The following is a 19,168-nucleotide window of genomic DNA, read 5'->3' on the forward strand; positions in this document are numbered from 1 at the left end:
TGGGACTTATAACCCATACAAAAATACCGAAAATACGCTTATGACTTCATATATGAAGTCAATAATTTTACCGGTTTTGTTGAATTTGGTTTAATGATCGGTGTAAAAGACGAGAAATTATCTAAAGCGTTTGGAAAAAAGTTTAAAGAGCTACGTGAAAAAACGGGCATGAGCACCCGTGAGTTTGCGGATACGGCAGGGATAGCATACAGCCAAATCTGGAGAATTGAAACAGGTAAAGGAAATCCTACTTTAGGCACTCTCAAGGCAATAGCAACCACCCTCGATATACCTCTAACAGAACTACTCAAAGGATTCTAACCCAATCATTTTTTTAATCAGTTTTGATATTTACCCCATCGCTGCATTTCCCCCTTTGTGACCAGCGGGAACAAAGGGCAAGCGGTTTTTGTGGAACAAAAACACCGCTTGCTATAAAACCGCCACCTCCTTTTCCGGGCAACCTACCCGTTTCTTTCCTCCTTTTAAAGGGGCTGGTGAAAAGAAAAAAGGGGAAACAGTAGTGCCATTTAAACAGATGATTTTTCCGATACCGCCCGGCCATGTACTGCCGTTGCAAAAATCATCTGTTTAAATGGCACAAGCCCGCCGCAGGCGTATTGGGTTAAAGGGTCCCCGCCCGTAATGGTCTCCCTTCCCCAAACAACCGGTCTTTTAATGCTCTCATATTATTACTGATCTTACGTTGGGTAATTTTGGCATATATCTGTGTTGTACGGACACTTTTATGCCCTAATAACTGGCTTACTGTTTCCAATGGCACATCATGTTCCAATGTGACCGTAGTGGCAAAGGTATGCCGGGCAGTATGGGTGGTTAAATGCTTTTTTATGCCGCAAATGGTCGCTATTTCTTTCAAGTAGCCATTATACCGTTGATTACTGTTTACCGGCAGCAAACAGCCATATATTTTGCAATAGGGATGGTCTTTATAGCGTTCTACTATCTCCAAAGCGATTGGCAACAGCGGTACACGTTCCGGGTTATCTGTTTTCACACGGTTCTTTACTACCCACTTTTCACCATCAATGCCAGTTACCACATTATCAGGCTTCAAATTCAATACATCCTGGTAGGCGTGCCCCGTGAAGCAGCAGAATATAAAAACATCCCTCACTTCTTTCAAGCGGTCGAGGTGCAGCTCCTTATTGTACAGGGTCATGATCTCTTCCATAGTCAGCCGCTCCCTTTCAGGCTCTTCATACCTGCATTTGAAAGCGGCAAAAGGGTTGACCATCAGCCATCCATGCTCCACGGCCATTTTTACCACCTGTTTTAAGATTTTCAGGTACTGGAAAGCAGTATTGCCGGTCATACCCTGAACGGTGGTAAGAAAATGCTCAAAGTCCGCCGCAAATGAATGTTTGAGGTCATTTAGCTGTTTATCGGAAACCCTGTATTGATGTTTCAGGAAAGCAATTACTTTTCCCTTGCCAATCTCAAGGCGTTTCAGCGTACCGGTGGATTTTTTCCCGGCCTTCACCTTTTCGGCAAACCTGCGGTTATAATGCTCAAAGGCTTGCATTAGCGTCCTTTGCTGTTCTCCTATGCCCAAGTAGGCATTTTTCAATGACTCCGCGCTGATGGGTTTTCCTAACGCCAGCAAGTGGCTGTAATGCCGGTGTAGGTCGGCCTTCATAACGGTTAATTGCTGGTTGATTGCCTGGGCTTCATCTGAGTTCCCTTTTACACATTGACCAGCCTGGTTCCATAAATGGCTGTCAACATGGCGATAAGTAGAAAGTTCTGTACGTTTGGAGCCTACAGTAAGCCGGAGATAAATAGCTGGCTTATCATTTTTGCAGCGGTGCCGGTTAAGCCAGAAAAGGATTGCAAAACTTTGATGACCTTTTTCCATACAAACACATTTTTTGTTAACCAATTTTGTTTCAACTTCACTTGCCTTTACACTACTGGACAATTGGTAAAACTCAATCCAGATCAGCACTTCAGGTCAATTCGGTTAGCAAATATACAATGCATATCCGCTAACCGCAACGCTCACAATTTTGTTTGAATTCCTTTGAACTATTTTGGTATGGAAAAAACAAAAAACCCGCGCAAACCTAGATTTTACGCGGGTTTCTTTACTTTTCTGTTCTTATCTGAACATTGGGCTGTGATCCAGTCAGGATTCGAACCTGAGACCTACTGCTTAGAAGGCAGTTGCTCTATCCAACTGAGCTACTGGACCGTTTTATAGCTGCAATAGCTTTCCCTGAATGAAATAAATCCTATATTTATCCTTCCATTTTGGGAGTGCAAATTTATCAATTTCCACCAATTATTCAAATTTAGACGTTTTTCTAATACTTTAGCCATGGATGTACAAATAGAAGCCAGTTGGAAAGAAGTCCTCAAGGAAGAATTCGATAAATCCTACTTCGCAGAAGTTGCCATGTTCCTCAAACATGAGAAAGCCCTTGGCAAAACCATCTACCCTCCCGGCAACCTGATATTCAACGCTTTTAATACAACGCCGTTTGACAAGGTAAAGGTGGTGATACTGGGCCAGGATCCCTACCACGGTCCCCGGCAGGCGCACGGCCTGTGCTTTTCCGTGCAGGACGATGTACCTCCTCCCCCCTCCCTGATCAATATTTTCAAAGAGCTCAGGGAAGACCTGGGACAGCCCATACCCACCACCGGCAACCTCACCAAATGGGCGGAGCACGGCGTGCTGCTGCTCAATGCTATCCTCACGGTACGTGCCGCAGAAGCCGCCTCCCACAGCAAGATAGGCTGGGAAACCTTTACCGACGCCGTTATCCGCAAAATATCCGACAAAAAGGAGAATGTGGTGTTCCTGCTCTGGGGCCGGTTTGCACAGGACAAACAGGTGCTGATAGACGCCACTAAACATCACATCCTGAAAGCGGCGCATCCCTCGCCGTTCAGCGCCGACAAGGGCTTTTTCGGCTGCCGGCACTTCTCCAAAACAAACGAGCTGCTGGCAAAAGCCGGCCTGGAGCCGGTGGACTGGCGCTTATAAAACGGCCAAATACATATAACAAATTATATAACTATTATATTGTAAATTTGCTCGCTTAAATTTAACAGCAAACAGCGCCCCCGATTTAACAGGGACAAATGATAATATGATCAGGTTAAAGAATATACTGGCCCGGGTATACACCGTGTATGGTCTGTCGGTATTCCTGATCACCTTCCTGGTAATGTTATTGCCCATGTGGATCGTTTCCCTGCTGCCTGAACCACGGAGAACCCGCTGGTTCTTTGTGCTGGCGCGCGGATGGATGAAGGTGTTCATGCCCCTTGTCTTCTGCCCCGTAAGAAGAAAAGGGTTGGAATATTTTGAGCCGGGTGTCAATTACATTGTGGTCTGCAATCACAACTCCCTGATGGATGTGCCGGTTACTACTCCCGGCGTGCCCGGCCTCAATAAGACCCTTGCCAAAATAGAAATGGCGCGTATTCCGCTGTTCGGCATCATGTACAGGATAGGTAGCGTGCTGGTAGACCGGCAGGATGAGCAGAGCCGCCGGAACAGCTACGAACAGATGAAGGAAGTGCTGGCCATGGGCATGCACATGATCCTTTACCCCGAGGGCACCCGTAATAAAACCGGCCAGCCGCTGAAATCCTTTTACGACGGCGCTTTTTCACTGGCTATTGACACCCAGCGGCCTATTATGCCCGCCGTTCTTTTCCACACCCGGAAAATATTGCCGCCCGGTCGCATTTTTTACGCACTGCCCCACCGTATTGACTTCCATTTCCTGCCCCCTATCCAAACGCAGGGCCTCGGCAAGGACGATATGCCTGCTCTTAAGGAACGGGTGTTCCGAATAATGTGGGATTATATTGAAAAAGTGAATGGCTAGAAATCGTAGAACTGCCGCGTTCGATTGATCCGCAGATCCCGCAGCAGGCCGGATTTCGGGCTGATGGTGATGCTGAATTGCCGGAAGGTACCAAACGGCACCAGGTTGATGGACATCTGCCAGCAGTGCAGGTCGCGGGAAATATACATATTCGTATAGGCGATCTCCTGGTTGATGAAATCGTAGCCGCTGGTCAGGCCTACCTTCCACTTGGGCGTCAGGCTGAAATCACCGTTAAAGTTGAGGTACTGGTTAAAATTCACCACTACGCCGCCGGAGTCCGGTATAATGGATTTGCTGTAGGTAAGGCTGTAAGACAGGTCTACCCGCCAGGGAATGTCAAAATCCACGTACTCGCCGGGATTGTTCCGCATCATTTCCAGTTGCCGTTGCTGCGCCTGGTAGGCGGCATCCATGCTTTGCTGGTCCTGGTTCTGCATTTCCTCTAACTGTTTCTCCTTTTCCTGGCTCTTCTTGTCATTGCTCTGGAAGGAGGTGCTCAGCGTAATATTGGCATTGGTGAGGCGGCCCAGGCTCACTTTACCGGCTTCCCACACATACTGGTCCAGTCTTTTGCCCCGGGCGTCCACTACATAGGGGTCCAGGGTGCCGCTGGCGGAGATATTCAGCTTCTCAAACAGGTTCGTGCGCGCATAGATGCTGAAGTTGCTCAGCTTGAAGGAGTCCGCCATCAGGTTATAACTGCCATTAATGCCGAAGCCGTCCAGCAGCTTGATCTTCTTTTCCTTGGCGGCGGAGGTGTCTTTCTCCGATGCTACCTTCATTTCCAGGTTATTATCCAGGCCAAAGGACACCATGCCGGCTTTCCCTTCCCCTGGCACCCCGATGATCGATCCCGAGAAATAGGAAGTACGGGTAATGTCCTCCGGGTTATGGCTGTACTGCAGATCATAATAAGCGGCAGAAGCCAGGTCCGGCTGGTAGCTCAGGCTCACGGTAGGGCGCACCACATGCCGGATGGCCTTGATCTTCGAGCCTTTTTTGAACGTGTACATACCGTACAGCGCTGTGGACAGCGACACGCTGGCGCTGGCCTGCCGCGCAGCAAAGAAGCCGGTCTGGTAGGTGGTGTCAATAGCGCCCAGTGTATCCGTTTGCGGGTTGTATTTATTGGCATCCCAGCGGCGGAACATCTTGCGCGTATACCAGTACTCCGAGTAATTGAGGCCCGGCGACAGGGTGAAGGTACCGATGGGAATGGAAAATGAAACAGGTATGGTGTGCTGCATACCCGTCTGCAAACGGTCAAACATCTCCTTTTTCAGGAACATGGTGTCCCGGAAGTTCACGCTGTTGCGCAGCACCGTGCTATAGGAAACCCCTATTTTCTGGTACCATTTCGGGGTACCTACCAGTTCCTTCGGCTGGAACGGGTAGATGGTGTTTACGTTGAACGACGCGTCCGGGAAAGAGATCATGATATCACCGGTAGACAGGTTCTGCTGGTGGTTCAGGCTCATGCTCAGGTTGTAGGGCTTGCCCTGCCAGGTTTTGGAAAAGCTGATGGAGGAACCGATGTTATTATTTACGCGCGTATAATAATCGAATACATTGTACGTATTATAGGAAGAAGTACCAAAGTTCACGTTGGCGCCGAAGTTCACCCCCGGCCGGGCCTTGCTGTCCATGCTGTGGTTCCAGGTGATGCGGAAGTCGCGCGAGCGGGTAAACTCGGACTTTACAGCCGGGTCGCCAAAGCGGGTATTGGCAAAGCTCAGGTTGAGGCCGCCGTTGTACTTGTACCGCTTCCGGTATGTAGGGCTGGCGGTCAGGCTCCAGCTACCATAGGAGTAAACATCGCCGCGCAGGGTCAGGTCAAAATAATCTCCCAGCCCGATGTAGTAGCCGCCCTGCTCCAGGCCCACGCCCTTCTGGGCGTTTACCGCGTATTGCGGGGGCAGGATACCGCTGCGCTGCCCGTGCGTGATCGGGAAGATGGCAAAGGGTATGAACAGCGGCGTAGGCACGCCTTCTATTTCCAGGTTGGCCGGGCCGGATATCACCAGCTTGTCCGGTATCACCTTTATTTTCCGGGCGCGGAACTGGAAGTGCGGCGTATCCAGGTTACAGGTGGTGTAGCCGTTCCGGAAGCCGAAAATGGTATTGTCGGATTCCCGCTTGGTCTGTTCGCTGTGTATGTAGCCTTCCCCGTACTGGGAGCGTGTATGATAGATCTTTGCTTTTTGTGTGTTGAAATTGTACCGCAGCGTATCCGAATCAAAGGCCTGTTCCCCGTCCTTCAGCACGGGGCGGCCAAACGGGTTGCCGCTGGTGTCTTTCGCGGTAGTGGCTTCCAGGATGCCGGTGTTCTGCGTAAAGTTCATCCGCTCCGCGGTCAGGTCTACCGTTTTATACTTGGTATTGGCATTGCCGTACAGGAAAAAACGTTTATCCGGTACCATCAGCACGATGGAGTCTTTGGCTTTGTACTCCACCGGCGCATCCAGGCTGTCACGGGAAAGCTTGACCGGCACAGTGTCTGCCACCGTGCTGTCTGCCGGCAGCGTGGTGTCCGCCTGCAAGGGCGGCAGTGTATCTTTCACGCTGGAGTCCTGTGCGGTGGTGTCGGGCAGCGGCAGGGTTTTGAGCGGAATAGTGTCCTGCAGCGGCACCGTATCTGTGAAAATTTTGTTAAAATATCGTGCAGTGTGTGGCTTTGCTGCAGCAAATGCATCTATAATAAGAAAGAAAGCGACAAATGTACCTGCCACGAACAGGTACTGTCTTAAAAGCTTTTTATAGTTATTTTTGTGGTCAGGGCTCATGTGGTCAAGCGGGCACAAACCTACAAGTTTTTATACAAATAATTTTTATTATCATGTTGTAAAACGAAAAAGTGCCTGCAGTGGTACGGTCCCTGCAGAATATTGTATTTTTATTAACTAAATCAACTTACATAGAGTTATACTAACTAACAACTAAAGCCCATTAAATTTAGAAACATGCGCTGGAACCGATTTTGGATTTTAGGAGGCGGAACGCTATTTATCTGTACCTTATTTATTCAGGCCCAAAACCTTCCCCTTGCGGCCAATAATGAATCTCCATTGAAAACCGTGGTGATTGATGCCGGGCATGGCGGGGCAGATATTGGCGCCCGCGGCAGCTACTCCACAGAAAAAGAGATCAGCCTCGATGTAGCGCTGAAGCTCGGAAAAATGATGGAAGAAAGAATGCCCGATGTAAAGGTGGTGTATACACGCAAAACGGACCGCTACGATGATCCCCGGAAGAAAGCCGAGATAGCCAATAACGCCCGGGGCGATCTTTTTATATCCATACACTGTAACTCCGCTCCCCGTAGCCGGAAAGTGACAGGATACCGCACCGTATACCGGAAAAGAGGCGGCCGCAAGGTGCGTGTACGGCAACCTATTTACAAATACTACCCCAGCACGGCCAAAGGCACCGAGACCTATGTATGGGCCACCAGCAAGAACGATGAGAAAACGGAGTCCCTCAAGGAAAGCTCTGTGATGGTGCTGGATGCCAATTCCGAAGAAGCCAAGGAAGTGATGGACGCTGCCGATCCCGAGACCTTTATTATGCTCAATACCCTGCGCAATGCCTTCTTTGACCAGAGCCTGCGCCTGTCTACCCTGGTGGAGGACGAGTTCACCAAGGTAGGCCGCATCAGCCGCGGCGCCCGCCAGCGGAACGAGAAAGGCATCTGGGTGCTGCAGGCTACCGCCATGCCCAGCGTGCTGGTGGAACTGGGCTTTATCAGCAACCCGGAAGAAGAAAAATACCTGAACTCCGCCAGCGGCCAGGAAGAAACGGCCCTGTGCATATTCAATGCTGTAAAACGGTATAAAGAAGAGCTGGAACGCTTCGGCAACTTTAAGAAGCCCGCCGCTCCCACGCCGCCGCCTGCCGTTCCGGAGCCGGTAATGCAGCCCGTGATAGAAACCGGTTATAAACAACCGGTGGCTTCGCCCGCCACTGCCAATGGCATTACCTATAAAGTGCAACTGCTGGTGAGCGATAAGGACTATACGCCGGAATCCTCCATTTTCCGTAAACTGGACGGTCCCGTGAAGCAGGAGCAGGTGATACTCAACAGCAAAAGGTTCAATAAATACATCTGGGGCAATTTCAGGACGGAGCCTGAAGCCGGGGCCGCCGTGCAAAAAGCCAAACAACTGGGCTTCCACGATGCGTTCGTAGTGCCCTATAAAGACGGCCTGCGCCTGGAAGCGCAAATGTGATCCCGGCAGCCAATATTACACGGTCATATAATAATAACTCCTGAGCCGTTTCAACTTTCTTTATTTACTTTTGCATCGAACGTATACGTATCTCATGCTGAAAGTATCTAATGAAACCAAAGTAGGTATTCTGACCGTTGTAGCCATTACGCTGCTGGTATTGGGCTTTAACTTATTGAAGGGCAAAAGTTTATTCTCTTCCGATAAAACCATCTATGCCGTCTACCAGCAGGTAAACGGGCTGCAGCCTTCCAATTTCGTACAGGTGAATGGCCTTACTGTAGGGAACGTATCAAACCTGGATGTGCTCGACAACAACGCCGGCAAAATACTGGTCACCCTGCGCATCACCAAGGACGTGGAGATCCCGCGCAACTCCGTAGCCCGCATTACCGGCGACCTGCTGGGCACCAAAGCCGTACAGATCGATTTCGGTAACGCCAATGAATATCTGAAAAGCGGCGACACCATCTATGCCGCGGTAGATGGCTCCATTACAGACGCGCTCAAGGAACAGCTAAGCCCCCTGGTAAAAAAACTGGAAACCACCCTTACAGCGGTAGACTCCGTGCTGCTCACCGTCAACTCGCTGTTTGACACCACTACCAAGGGCAACCTCCGCAGCGCGATAGCCCACTTTAACACCACCATGTCCAGCTTCTCCAGGACCGCCACCTCCCTGAAAGGCATGATGGACCCGGAGCACGGCAATGTGCAGGCTACTTTTGACAACCTGGCCGCCATTACGGACAACCTGAAGAACAATAACGAAAAGATAGCAGGCATCCTGAGCAATGCAGAAAAAACCACCAGCGCGCTGGCCAACGGCAAGCTGGATTCCTCCCTGCTGGACCTGCAGCATACTGTTGCCAACCTGAACGGGATGATGGCCAAACTGAACAGCACAGACGGCTCCCTGGGATTATTGCTGAACGATAAAAAAGTGTACAACAACCTGCAATATTCCCTCAACAGCCTGAACATGCTGCTGGAAGACCTGCGTGTAAACCCGAAACGGTACGTGCACTTCTCCCTGTTTGGCAGAAAAGATAAAGTAAGGCCTATCCCGTCAGACACGGCAACGGCACAATGATGATTTGTAAGATGCAGCATTTAATAAAACACGGGTTAATACTGGCCGGTATCTGCCTGCTGGGATGGATGCCGGCAATGGCGCAGAACAGGGGCGACAGCACCTCGGTGATACATATCCTCCACGCGGATACGCTGAACAATATCACCCGGGACTCCGTACAGTTAGCCCGCTTTATCGGGAACGCCGCCTTCCGGCAGGGCAATACCACCATTTATTGTGACAGCGCCTTCAAAAACAGCCTTACCAACCAACTGGATGCATACGGCCATGTGCATATCAACCAGGCCGACAGCGTACAGGTGTACGGCGACTACCTCCACTACGAAGGCAACACGAAAATGGCCAGCCTTAAAGGCAATGCCCGCCTTACAGACGGTAAGGTGACCATTACCGGCCCGGAGCTGCAATACGATATGAACGCCCGCATAGGCACCTACACGCGGGGCGGCAAGCTGGTGAACGGGCAAAGCGTGCTCACCAGCCGTGAAGGCTTCTACTATGCGGATACCAAAGACGTGTATTTTAAATATGACGTGCTGCTGGTAGACCCGCAATACACCCTTACTACCGATACCCTGCTGTATAATACCGATACCAAAATAGCCACCATGGTGGCCCCTACCACCATCAATGACGGTAAGACCGTGATGTACACCACCTCCGGCTACTACAACACGGAAACCGGCTACGGCAATTTCGGCAACCGCCCTACTATTGAGGACAGCACCGCCACTATTACAGCAGATAATATTGAAACGGACAAGGCCACCAGCTTCTCTTACGCCACGGGCAACATGGTATACCGGGATACGGCCCAGAAAATGTCGCTCCTGGCCAATTACGGCAAGGTAAACCAGGCCGCCAGGACCGTGCTGGCCACCCAGCATCCCCTGCTGATACTGGAAAGGGACAAGGATACCCTGTATATGGCGGCAGATACCATGTTCTCCGGCGTATACCGGGAAGACACCTTAACGGCCCCGCCCATACGTACCGGTATGGAAAGCCTCCGGGCAGACAGCGTGGCGACCGACAGCCTGCAGACCATTATCCCGCCGGCGGACAGCTTACAAACCAGCAGCCTGCCAGCGGATAGCTTGCGTGCGGACAGCCTGCCCCACCCTACATTACCACCAGGTACCCTGCGCCCGGACACCACCGCGCTTACCGATACCTTGCCTGCCCGCAAAGCGCCGCCACGGGATTCCATTATGGCACCCCGCCCCCTGCAGCCGGACTCCGGCCTGGTGCTGCAGGACTCGATCCCGCAGGACAGCATTCAAACCACTCCAAAAGATACTACCGAGAGAAGGTACATCCTGGCTTACCACCATGTGCGCATCTTCTCCGATTCCCTGCAGGGAGTAGCGGACAGCGTATATTACTCCTCCAGGGACTCCATTTTCCGCTTCTACCGCGAACCGGTGCTGTGGGCAAACGATACGCAGCTCACCGGCGATACCATCTTCCTGCATACCAAAAACCAGCAGGCGGATAAGCTGGTGCTGCAGCCCAATGCCCTGATCGTGAATGAAGCGGAGAAGGGCAAGCCATTCTATAACCAGATCAAAGGCAACATCATTACCGGCTATTTTGCAGGCAGTGCGCTGGACTGGATGCATGTGGACGGCAACGCGGAGAGCGTTTATTACGTGCGGGACGACGAAGGCGGGTACATCAGCGTCAACAAATCTTTAAGCGCAGCCATCGATATCCATTTCCAGGGCGGCGAGCTGAATAAGGTGGTCTTTATCAAAGACCCGGAAGGCACCATGTATCCTTTTACACAGCGGCCCAAAGACCAGATGCAACTGGAAAATTTTAGCTGGCAGATAGAGCGCCGGCCTAAAAGCAAGTACGAGCTGATGGGAACAGTAAACAATGAATAATTAAAAATTAATAATCGTCACACCGGCGTTTCAGCGAAACAAGATTACTACGATTATTAATTATTAACTATTAATTAAATAAAGTGGCATGATAAAAGCGTCAGTAGATAATAAGATCAAAAAGTTCAGACAACAACTGCTCTCTCCTATTTATGAATTCTTCAAGGACAGCCGGGCAGTAGGCATTGTATTGATCATTTGTACTATTATTTCGTTGGTAGCGGCTAATTCGCCCTACCAGGCGCAATACCTGCAGTTCTGGGCAACGGAAGTACACTCCCCGGACGGCTGGCACCTGCCCCATACCCTCCTGCACTGGATCAACGACGGCCTCATGGTCTTCTTCTTTTTCCTGGTGGGCATGGAAATAAAACGCGAGCTCACTGTAGGCGAGCTGTCCTCCATCCGCAAATCCATGCTACCGGCGCTGGCAGCGGTAGGCGGCATGGTATGCCCGGCGCTTATTTTTGTGGCCTTCAATGCCGGCACCGGTCATGTGCATGGCTGGGGCATCCCGATGGCTACGGACATCGCTTTTTCGCTGGGCATCCTGTCCCTGGTAGGCAAGCGCGTGCCGGTAAACCTGAAGATATTCCTGATGGCCCTGGCCATTATTGACGACCTGGGCGCCATACTGGCCATCGCCCTCTTTTATACCGATCACCTGCAGATGCTTTACCTGCTGATCGGGGCCGGCATGCTGGCCCTGCTCATCGCCCTGAACCTGTTCAAGGTGCAGCGGCTCATCCTGTATATAATACCCGGTATTGTGCTGTGGTACTGCGTTTTCAATTCCGGTATTCATGCCACTATCGCCGGTGTGCTGGTGGCTTTCTGCATCCCGCTGCCCAAAATATCGGCCTTTGTGCATAACCTGCACGACCCTGTGAACTTCCTGATCATGCCCATATTTGCCCTGGCCAATACCGCCATCGTGTTCCCGGAAAACCTGGGACAGGCTTTCAGCTCCCATGTGAGCTACGGCATCCTGGCCGGGCTGGTGCTGGGCAAGCCCCTGGGCATCTTCCTGTTCTCCTTTGCAGCCACCCGGTTTAAACTGGCGGCATTGCCCCAGCAAACCACCTGGATGCAACTGCTGGGCGCGGGTATGATAGCGGGCATCGGCTTTACCATGTCCATCTTTATCTCTACCCTGGCCTATAAAGAAGCCGAGCTGCAGATCATCTCCAAGATGTCTGTGATGGCCGCTTCCCTGCTGGCAGGGGTGGCCGGCTACCTGTTCCTGAAGCTGTTGAAGACCAAAGCGTGATGGTACAGCAGATACGCTTGCAGGTAAATTTAAATATCTTGGCATTGTTATTGTGAAATATCCTTATACCACAATGAACAAAATAATATTGCTAACCATACTGCTTTGGGCATTTATGCAGGATCTGCAAGCACAGTCTAAAGGCAATCCGCAGGTAGGTATCCGGCTGGGCTTACCGCTGGGGGCTACCGCCCGTTATTTTTTTGACGATGCCAATGCCGTGGAAGGCATTGCCGGGATCTATAACCAGACTTTTACGGTAACGGGCTTATATGAACGTCATTTTGACCTGTCTGCCCTTACGGTGCCCGGCTTTGCCTGGTATGTGGGCGGCGGCGCCCACCTCGGTTCCCGGCGCATAGACGGGAACACCCGGTTTATTGCGGGCTTTGACGGCATAGCCGGCCTGGATTATACTTTTACAAATATTCCGCTGAACCTGAGCCTGGACTGGAAACCGGCCGTACATTTTACCACACCTTCAGACCTGGCTTCTTTTGCGGTATCCGTCAGGTATACGCTGAACAGGTGATAGCACGCCAGGCGACGAACCATATAGCAAGGAACCATCAAACCACTTAACATTCAAACAATAACAAACAAATGAAACCGAGCTTGCGAAACTCCCGCCGGGACAAATTCATGCGAGGTTCCATCTGGTAACCAAGAAAAACAAATCAAATATTAACAGATGAAAAGAGCGGCATTCTTACTGGGCTTATTTGCCCTGCTGACATTACAGGCAAGTGCGCAGCGGTCTCCTGCTAACTACGAGACGGCCCTGGGCGCCAGGACCAATCCCTGGATCATTGGCTTCACTATCAAGCATTTTATTAAGGGACCTCATGCCATTGAGGGCCTGGCGTTTACCAACTACGACAAACGCGCCAATGCCACCTTTACCGGCCTGTATGAATACCACTGGAATGTTTTCGGCCAGCGCGAATGGGTAATGTACGCCGGCGGCGGCGCCCATGTTGGCTTCTACGACAAGCGTGATTTTGACCGTGACCGCTGGGCGGACGATGGCTTTGATGACGGCACCTACTTTACTGCCGGTATGGACGGTATTATCGGGGTGGAGTACACCTTCAGGAACATTCCGCTGAACCTGAGCGCCGACCTGAAGCCCTACGTGAACTTCACCGGCGGGCACAACTTCTTCGGAGAGCAGATCGGTGGCTTTTCCGTGAGGTATACGTTCAAGTAAGGAAAAAATAAAAAGCAAAAGCTGGTTGCCGCGAATATTCTCGAGGCAGCCGGCTTTTTGTTTTATACCGGCCGCGCGTATGCCCTTTTATCGTATTTTTATATACTTGGCTGTAAAAAGACCTGTATTAACGAATGAAAATATTCTCTGCCGCACAGATCCGTGAAGCAGATGCTTATACCATCAGGCATGAGCCCATCAGCAGCCTGCAGTTGATGGAAAGGGCGGCCGGTGCCTGCGCCCAGTGGCTGTATGGCCACTTTGATGCCAGCCGGCCCTGCTATATTTTCTGCGGAATGGGCAACAATGGCGGAGACGGGCTGGTGATCGCCCGGCTGCTGCAGGATAAAGGCTACCAGGCTACTGCCTGCGTACTGCACCACAGCAGCAAGGCTTCTGCAGACCACCAGGCCAACCGGGAGGCCCTGGAGCGGCAGTATCCGCAAAGCCTATACGATATTCATGCGGTGACCGATTTCCCAGAGCTGCCCGCCGGCAGCATTATAGTAGACGCCATTTTCGGCACCGGCCTGAGCCGGCCAATAGAGGGCTGGATGACCGGCATCGTGCACAAGCTGAATGACCTGCAGGCCCGGCACACCGTTATTGCCATAGACCTGCCTTCCGGCCTGCTGGCCGACGCCTCTTCCGTGCTGATGCCCGTAGTGCACGCCCATCATACCCTGAGCTTCGAGGTGTACAAGCTGGCCCTGCTGATGCCGGAAAATGCCGCCCGCACCGGCCAGGTGTACATCCTGTCCATAGGCCTGCACCCGGCGTACCTTACGCAAACGCCTGCACGGTTCCATGTAACGGATGCCGCCATGATGCGCACCATTTACCAGCCCCGCCAGCCCTTTGCGCACAAGGGCACTTTTGGCCACGCACTGCTGGTGGCCGGGAGCTATGGTAAAATGGGCGCGGCCGTGCTGAGCGCCCAAGCCTGCCTGCATGCCGGCGTGGGGCTGCTCACCTGCCATGTGCCGCAGTGCGGCTACCTGGTAATGCAGATCAGCGCGCCCTGCGCCATGTGCATCACTGATCCGCAGGAAGCCTACAGCGCGCACTTTCACGAGGGGCTGTCCCCCGCGGAAGCGGTAAAGTACAAGACCATCGGCATTGGCCCCGGCCTGGGCACCGCCACGGCTACGGCCAAAGCGCTGGAGCTGCTGCTGGAGCAATACCAGCAGCCGGTGGTAATAGATGCGGACGCGCTCAATATCATGGCCGCGTACCCGTTCCTGTTATCCCGCATACCGCCCGGTTCCCTGCTTACGCCGCATCCTAAGGAGTTTGAGCGTATATTTGGCAGCACCCGGAATGACTTTGAACGGCTGGAGCGCTTGTCGCAGCAGGCCACGCAACTGCAGTTGTACATCCTGCTCAAAGGCCGGTACACCGCCATCGCCTGCCCGGATGGCGCGGTATATTTCAATGCTACGGGCAACCCCGGTATGGCTACCGGCGGCAGCGGCGATGTGCTTACCGGCATACTTACCGCCCTGCTGGCCCAGGGATATGCGCCCAAGGCAGCCGTGCTGCTGGGCGCTTACCTGCACGGACTGGCCGGCGATATCGCCGCTGCCCGCCTGTCGCAGGAGGCCATGACGGCCGAAACCATTATCGATTGTTTGGGGCCCGCGTTCCTCCAACTTTAGAGAGCCGGTTCTGTCTGTACTTTGAGCCCTGAAACCCCTTATTGCTGAAGGCTTGCAGCGCAAAGCCCGCACAATAAATTGACATTAGCAAAATAAAACTGGAAACACTATTTTTGTCAACCTTGTATATTTTAAAATCGCTTATATGAGTATCGTATACCTCGTTCCATGTTTTGGATTAATTGCCTTACTGTTTACTGCACTAAGAAGCGCCTGGGTAGTACGCCAGGATGCCGGTAACGAAAGAATGACGGAGATCGCCAAACATATAGCCGAAGGCGCTATGGCATTCTTGAAAGCTGAATACAAAATACTGACCTACTTCGTAATAATCGCCGCATTGCTGCTGGGGTATATGGGCGCCTCTCATGAGAATTCCGACTGGACCATCGCCCTGGCCTTCATTATAGGGGCTGTATTTTCCGCCACCGCCGGTTTTATCGGCATGCGCATTGCCACCAAGGCCAATGTGCGCACGGCGCAGGCGGCCCGCAGCAGCCTGGCCAAGGCCCTGCAGGTGTCCTTTACGGGCGGTTCTGTAATGGGTATGGGAGTGGCCGGCCTGGCCGTACTGGGCCTGGGCGCGCTGTTCATCATCCTGAAAACCTATTTCGGCGCTGCCGCCAATACGCAGGAAATGATCAAGACCATCGAGGTGCTTACGGGCTTCTCCCTCGGCGCTGAAAGCATTGCGCTGTTTGCCCGCGTAGGCGGCGGTATCTATACCAAGGCCGCCGATGTAGGCGCCGACCTGGTAGGTAAGGTGGAAGCCGGCATCCCGGAGGATGATCCGCGCAACCCCGCCACCATTGCGGATAACGTGGGCGACAACGTAGGCGATGTGGCCGGCATGGGCGCCGACCTGTTCGGCTCCTATGTAGCTACCGTGCTGGCTACCATGGTGCTGGGCGCTGAAACCCTGTCCGTGGACAACTTTGGGGGGATCGCTCCCATCCTGCTGCCGATGCTGATAGCCGGCATGGGCATTATCTTCTCTATCATTGGTACTTTCTTCGTTAAAATAAGCGATAAAGCGGGGCTGAAAACGGAAGTGGTGCAGAAAGCCCTGAATATGGGCAACTGGGGCTCCATTATACTGACAGCTATTGCCGTTTATTTCCTGGTACAATGGCTGCTGCCGGATGCCATGAGCCTGCGCGGCTATGAATTTACCAAGAACGGCGTATTTGGCGCCATCGCGGTAGGCCTCGTAGTGGGCACCCTGATGAGCATCATCACGGAATACTACACGGCCATGGGCAAACGCCCTGTGCGCTCCATCATCCGCCAGTCCGCCACCGGCCATGCCACCAACATCATCGGCGGCCTGTCTGTAGGTATGGAATCTACCCTGCTGCCCATACTGGTGCTGGCAGGCGGCATTTATGGCTCTTATGCCTTTGCCGGCCTCTACGGCGTGGCAATTGCAGCCGCCGGCATGATGGCCACTACTGCCATGCAACTGGCCATTGACGCCTTTGGCCCCATTGCGGACAATGCCGGCGGTATCGCTGAAATGAGCGAGCTGCCCAAGGACGTGCGCGAAAAAACGGACATCCTGGACGCCGTAGGCAACACCACCGCCGCCACGGGTAAAGGCTTTGCCATTGCCTCCGCCGCCCTGACCGCGCTGGCCCTGTTTGCGGCCTTTGTGGGCATTGCAAAAATTGACAGCATAGACATCTATAAAGCCAATGTACTGGCTGGCCTGTTCGTGGGCGGCATGATTCCCTTCATCTTCTCCTCCCTGGCCATTGCTGCCGTGGGCCGCGCCGCCATGGCCATGGTAGAGGAAGTGCGCCGGCAGTTCCGCGAAATACCCGGCATTATGGAAGGCAAGGGAAAACCGGAATATGAGAAATGCGTGGCTATCTCCACCCAGGCTTCCATCCGGGAAATGCTGCTGCCCGGCGCCATTGCGCTGATCACGCCCCTGGCAGTAGGCTTCATCTTCGGCCCCGAGGTACTGGGCGGCATGCTGGCCGGCGCTACCGTAAGCGGCGTGTTAATGGGCATGTTCCAGAACAATGCCGGCGGCGCCTGGGACAATGCCAAAAAATCATTTGAGAAAGGCGTGGAAATAAACGGTGAAACCTTCTATAAAAAATCGGAGCCGCACAAGGCCTCTGTTACCGGCGATACCGTAGGCGATCCCTTCAAGGATACTTCCGGCCCTTCCATGAACATCCTGATCAAGCTGATGTCTATCGTGTCCCTGGTAATTGCGCCTACCCTGGCGGAACTGCACGGTAATGACACCACTGCGGCCGCCAGGCAGCAAAAGCACCCGGTAGAGCAGGTAGCGCAGCACCACCACCTTAAAGAGGCAGTAGTAAAGAAATGATACCATGTGCGGGTATGCAGGCAGCGTAGCTGCATATCCGCACATTAATCTGTATCTTTGTACTGTAATGCAATTTATTACAGAATGATCAAAAGCAAATTCGCCATTTCCGTACATATACTGACCTTGCTGAGTATGAGCGAGGAGGAGTGGACGTCATCGGAGTATATTGCCGGCTCCATGAACGCCAACCCCGCGCTGGTGCGGAAAGAGCTGAGCGCCCTGCGGGCAGCCGGCCTGGTGGAAAGCAAAGAAGGGAAGAGCGGTGGCAGCCGCCTGCGCAAGCCAGCCTCGCAGATCCGCATGTCGGAAGTATTCCAGGCCGTAAAAGAGGACCACGTGTTCGGCTTCTCCCCTAACCTGCCCAATCCCCTGTGCCCCGTAGGAAAGGGCATTAATAACGCCCTGGACGACCTGTTCACCGAAATAGACCTGACCATCTACAACCGCCTGAAAAAAGTGACCCTGGCGGCATTCAGCAAGCAGTTCGTTTCCTGAACGGCTCCTTATCCATCTGTTCTCCGGGACTTGCCGGGGCTAACGCCGAATTTTTTCCTGAAAGCGTTGCAGAAATGCTGGGGGGAAGAATAGCCCAGTTCCTCCGCTATGGCGGAGATGGGAGTATGTTGCTGCTGCAGCAACAATTCCCGGGCCTGTTCCAGGCGGTAGTCGTTCAGGTAGCCAAATACCGTGTTGTCAAATACTTTCTTGAAACCTGTTTTCAGCTTGAACTCGTTCAGCCCGGCCTGCCGGGACAGCTCCCGCAGGGAAGGCGGTTGCTGCACAGCGCCCAGCAGCAGCTCCCTTGCGTGGTAGATCTTGTCCCGGTCTGTAGCAGACAGCGGGGTTACCGCCTGCAGGCGGCCGCCCGGTGCGGACCGCTCGTATTGCTCACATTGCAGGGCCAGCAGTTCCAGCACCTTGGACTGCAGGAACAGCTTTTTGATGCCGCCCTGGAACTGGCAGTGCCGGATCTCGTCCAGTACCCGCAGCATGCTGTGCGTGATCGGCTGGTTGCCATACCTGTTCAGGAACACCAGCTTGTTGCCGGCCACGCGCTCTCCCAGGCGGTTCAGCACATCGCCGTTGTTTTCCGCCAGTTCCAGGAAGCGCTCTTTGGTAAGGCTCAGCCCTACCATTTCAATGCCGTCCTGTTTCTTTATTTCCGCCGCTTCCAGCAGCTCGGGATTATATACCAGGTTATGCTCCAGCGCATAGTAGTGGCAGCCGGACCTGCCGGGTAAATGAGCGATAAAATGTCCCTGCAGCACAAAATGCAGCGACACCAGCGTGGGTGATTCCGGCATTTCCGCCGCGATGTGCAGGTTCTCATACACCTTTGCGCGGCCATAGCCTATATGCAGCCCGTCAAAATACAACTCCCGGTACCGGGCCTCCCCGAAAGCATATTTCATCTGCTTTTCCTCCTCTACAATAGTAGAGCTCTGCAACTCCTGTGCAGTCAGCAGCTTATCCTCCCGGAATAACTCCTTCCTGGAATCGTTCGTGACAATGAAGGGCATAAAAAATCCGTTTAGTATAAATTTTAATCCTTTAAATGCAACAGTTTTTTGCAGGAACGGCCCAAATTTGTGCAAAAATATTC

The 19,168-nt window shown here is 52.7% G+C and carries 15 protein-coding genes and 1 tRNA gene; 12 read left to right on the forward strand and 4 right to left on the reverse strand.

Translation table 11 applies throughout. The annotated features are described in order from the left end of the window. The first annotated feature begins 93 nt into the window (after nt 1-93). On the forward strand, nt 94-321 hold the full coding sequence (locus LX66_RS22985; RefSeq protein ID WP_145717825.1) for a helix-turn-helix domain-containing protein: 228 nt from the start codon (nt 94-96) through the stop codon (nt 319-321). A gap of 304 nt (nt 322-625) precedes the next feature. Here LX66_RS22985 and LX66_RS22990 read toward each other — a convergent pair whose 3' ends face one another. Together LX66_RS22990 and LX66_RS22995 are read right to left on the reverse strand one after the other, a co-directional pair. After that, nucleotides 626-1,879: a site-specific integrase gene (locus tag LX66_RS22990; RefSeq protein WP_145717827.1), complete on the reverse strand. Its 1,254-nt coding sequence runs from the start codon at nt 1,877-1,879 to the stop codon at nt 626-628. A 262-nt stretch (nt 1,880-2,141) separates the two neighbouring features. Continuing rightward, nucleotides 2,142-2,215 (reverse strand) — tRNA-Arg (locus tag LX66_RS22995). 126 nt (nt 2,216-2,341) lie between these two features. Between LX66_RS22995 and ung the strand changes: the two genes are divergently transcribed. Together ung and LX66_RS23005 are read left to right on the forward strand one after the other, a co-directional pair. Then, entirely contained in the window at nt 2,342-3,013 is a 672-nt protein-coding gene (ung, locus tag LX66_RS23000) for a uracil-DNA glycosylase (protein ID WP_145717828.1), read from the forward strand. A 106-nt stretch (nt 3,014-3,119) separates the two neighbouring features. After that, a complete protein-coding gene (locus LX66_RS23005) occupies nt 3,120-3,866 on the forward strand; it encodes a lysophospholipid acyltransferase family protein (protein ID WP_145717829.1) in 747 nt (248 codons plus the stop codon). On the opposite strand, the gene LX66_RS23010 is transcribed toward LX66_RS23005, so the two are convergent. After that, on the reverse strand, nt 3,863-6,499 hold the full coding sequence (locus LX66_RS23010; protein ID WP_145717830.1) for a putative LPS assembly protein LptD: 2,637 nt from the start codon (nt 6,497-6,499) through the stop codon (nt 3,863-3,865). The two genes, LX66_RS23005 and LX66_RS23010, sit on opposite strands and share 4 nt — an antisense overlap. A 444-nt stretch (nt 6,500-6,943) precedes the next feature. Here LX66_RS23010 and LX66_RS23015 point away from each other — a divergent pair, with 444 nt between their 5' ends. From LX66_RS23015 to LX66_RS23055, 9 genes are all read left to right on the forward strand, one after another. Further along, nucleotides 6,944-8,095 (forward strand): N-acetylmuramoyl-L-alanine amidase family protein, encoded by a 1,152-nt coding sequence (locus LX66_RS23015; protein WP_244620499.1) that lies wholly within the window; start codon nt 6,944-6,946, stop codon nt 8,093-8,095. A 94-nt stretch (nt 8,096-8,189) separates the two neighbouring features. Next, nucleotides 8,190-9,188, forward strand: coding sequence for an MlaD family protein (locus LX66_RS23020; RefSeq protein ID WP_145717832.1), 999 nt, complete (start codon nt 8,190-8,192; stop codon nt 9,186-9,188). Between the two features lie 11 nt (nt 9,189-9,199). Next, nucleotides 9,200-11,080: an OstA-like protein gene (locus tag LX66_RS23025; protein WP_158642724.1), complete on the forward strand. Its 1,881-nt coding sequence runs from the start codon at nt 9,200-9,202 to the stop codon at nt 11,078-11,080. Nucleotides 11,081-11,168: 88 nt separating this feature from the next. Then, the gene (nhaA, locus tag LX66_RS23030; RefSeq protein ID WP_145717835.1) at nt 11,169-12,350 is read left to right on the forward strand and encodes a Na+/H+ antiporter NhaA; all 1,182 of its coding nucleotides are present in this window, start codon (nt 11,169-11,171) and stop codon (nt 12,348-12,350) included. 115 nt (nt 12,351-12,465) lie between these two features. Further along, nucleotides 12,466-12,882: a hypothetical protein gene (locus LX66_RS23035; protein ID WP_145717836.1), complete on the forward strand. Its 417-nt coding sequence runs from the start codon at nt 12,466-12,468 to the stop codon at nt 12,880-12,882. 159 nt (nt 12,883-13,041) lie between these two features. Next, nucleotides 13,042-13,560 (forward strand): hypothetical protein, encoded by a 519-nt coding sequence (locus tag LX66_RS23040; RefSeq protein ID WP_145717837.1) that lies wholly within the window; start codon nt 13,042-13,044, stop codon nt 13,558-13,560. 134 nt (nt 13,561-13,694) lie between these two features. Then, the gene (locus LX66_RS23045; protein ID WP_145717838.1) at nt 13,695-15,218 is read left to right on the forward strand and encodes an NAD(P)H-hydrate dehydratase; all 1,524 of its coding nucleotides are present in this window, start codon (nt 13,695-13,697) and stop codon (nt 15,216-15,218) included. A 145-nt stretch (nt 15,219-15,363) separates the two neighbouring features. Continuing rightward, nucleotides 15,364-17,562 carry a sodium-translocating pyrophosphatase gene (locus LX66_RS23050; protein ID WP_145717840.1) on the forward strand — a complete coding sequence of 733 codons (2,199 nt, stop codon included), beginning with the start codon at nt 15,364-15,366 and terminating at the stop codon, nt 17,560-17,562. An 84-nt stretch (nt 17,563-17,646) separates the two neighbouring features. Beyond that, the gene (locus LX66_RS23055) at nt 17,647-18,060 is read left to right on the forward strand and encodes an Rrf2 family transcriptional regulator (RefSeq protein WP_145717841.1); all 414 of its coding nucleotides are present in this window, start codon (nt 17,647-17,649) and stop codon (nt 18,058-18,060) included. Between the two features lie 8 nt (nt 18,061-18,068). On the opposite strand, the gene LX66_RS23060 is transcribed toward LX66_RS23055, so the two are convergent. Then, nucleotides 18,069-19,085, reverse strand: a complete 1,017-nt coding sequence (locus tag LX66_RS23060) for a helix-turn-helix transcriptional regulator (protein WP_158642725.1) — start codon at nt 19,083-19,085, stop codon at nt 18,069-18,071. Between the last annotated feature and the right edge of the window lie 83 nt (nt 19,086-19,168).

This window comes from Chitinophaga japonensis (assembly GCF_007830125.1).
Lineage (GTDB): Bacteria > Bacteroidota > Bacteroidia > Chitinophagales > Chitinophagaceae > Chitinophaga > Chitinophaga japonensis.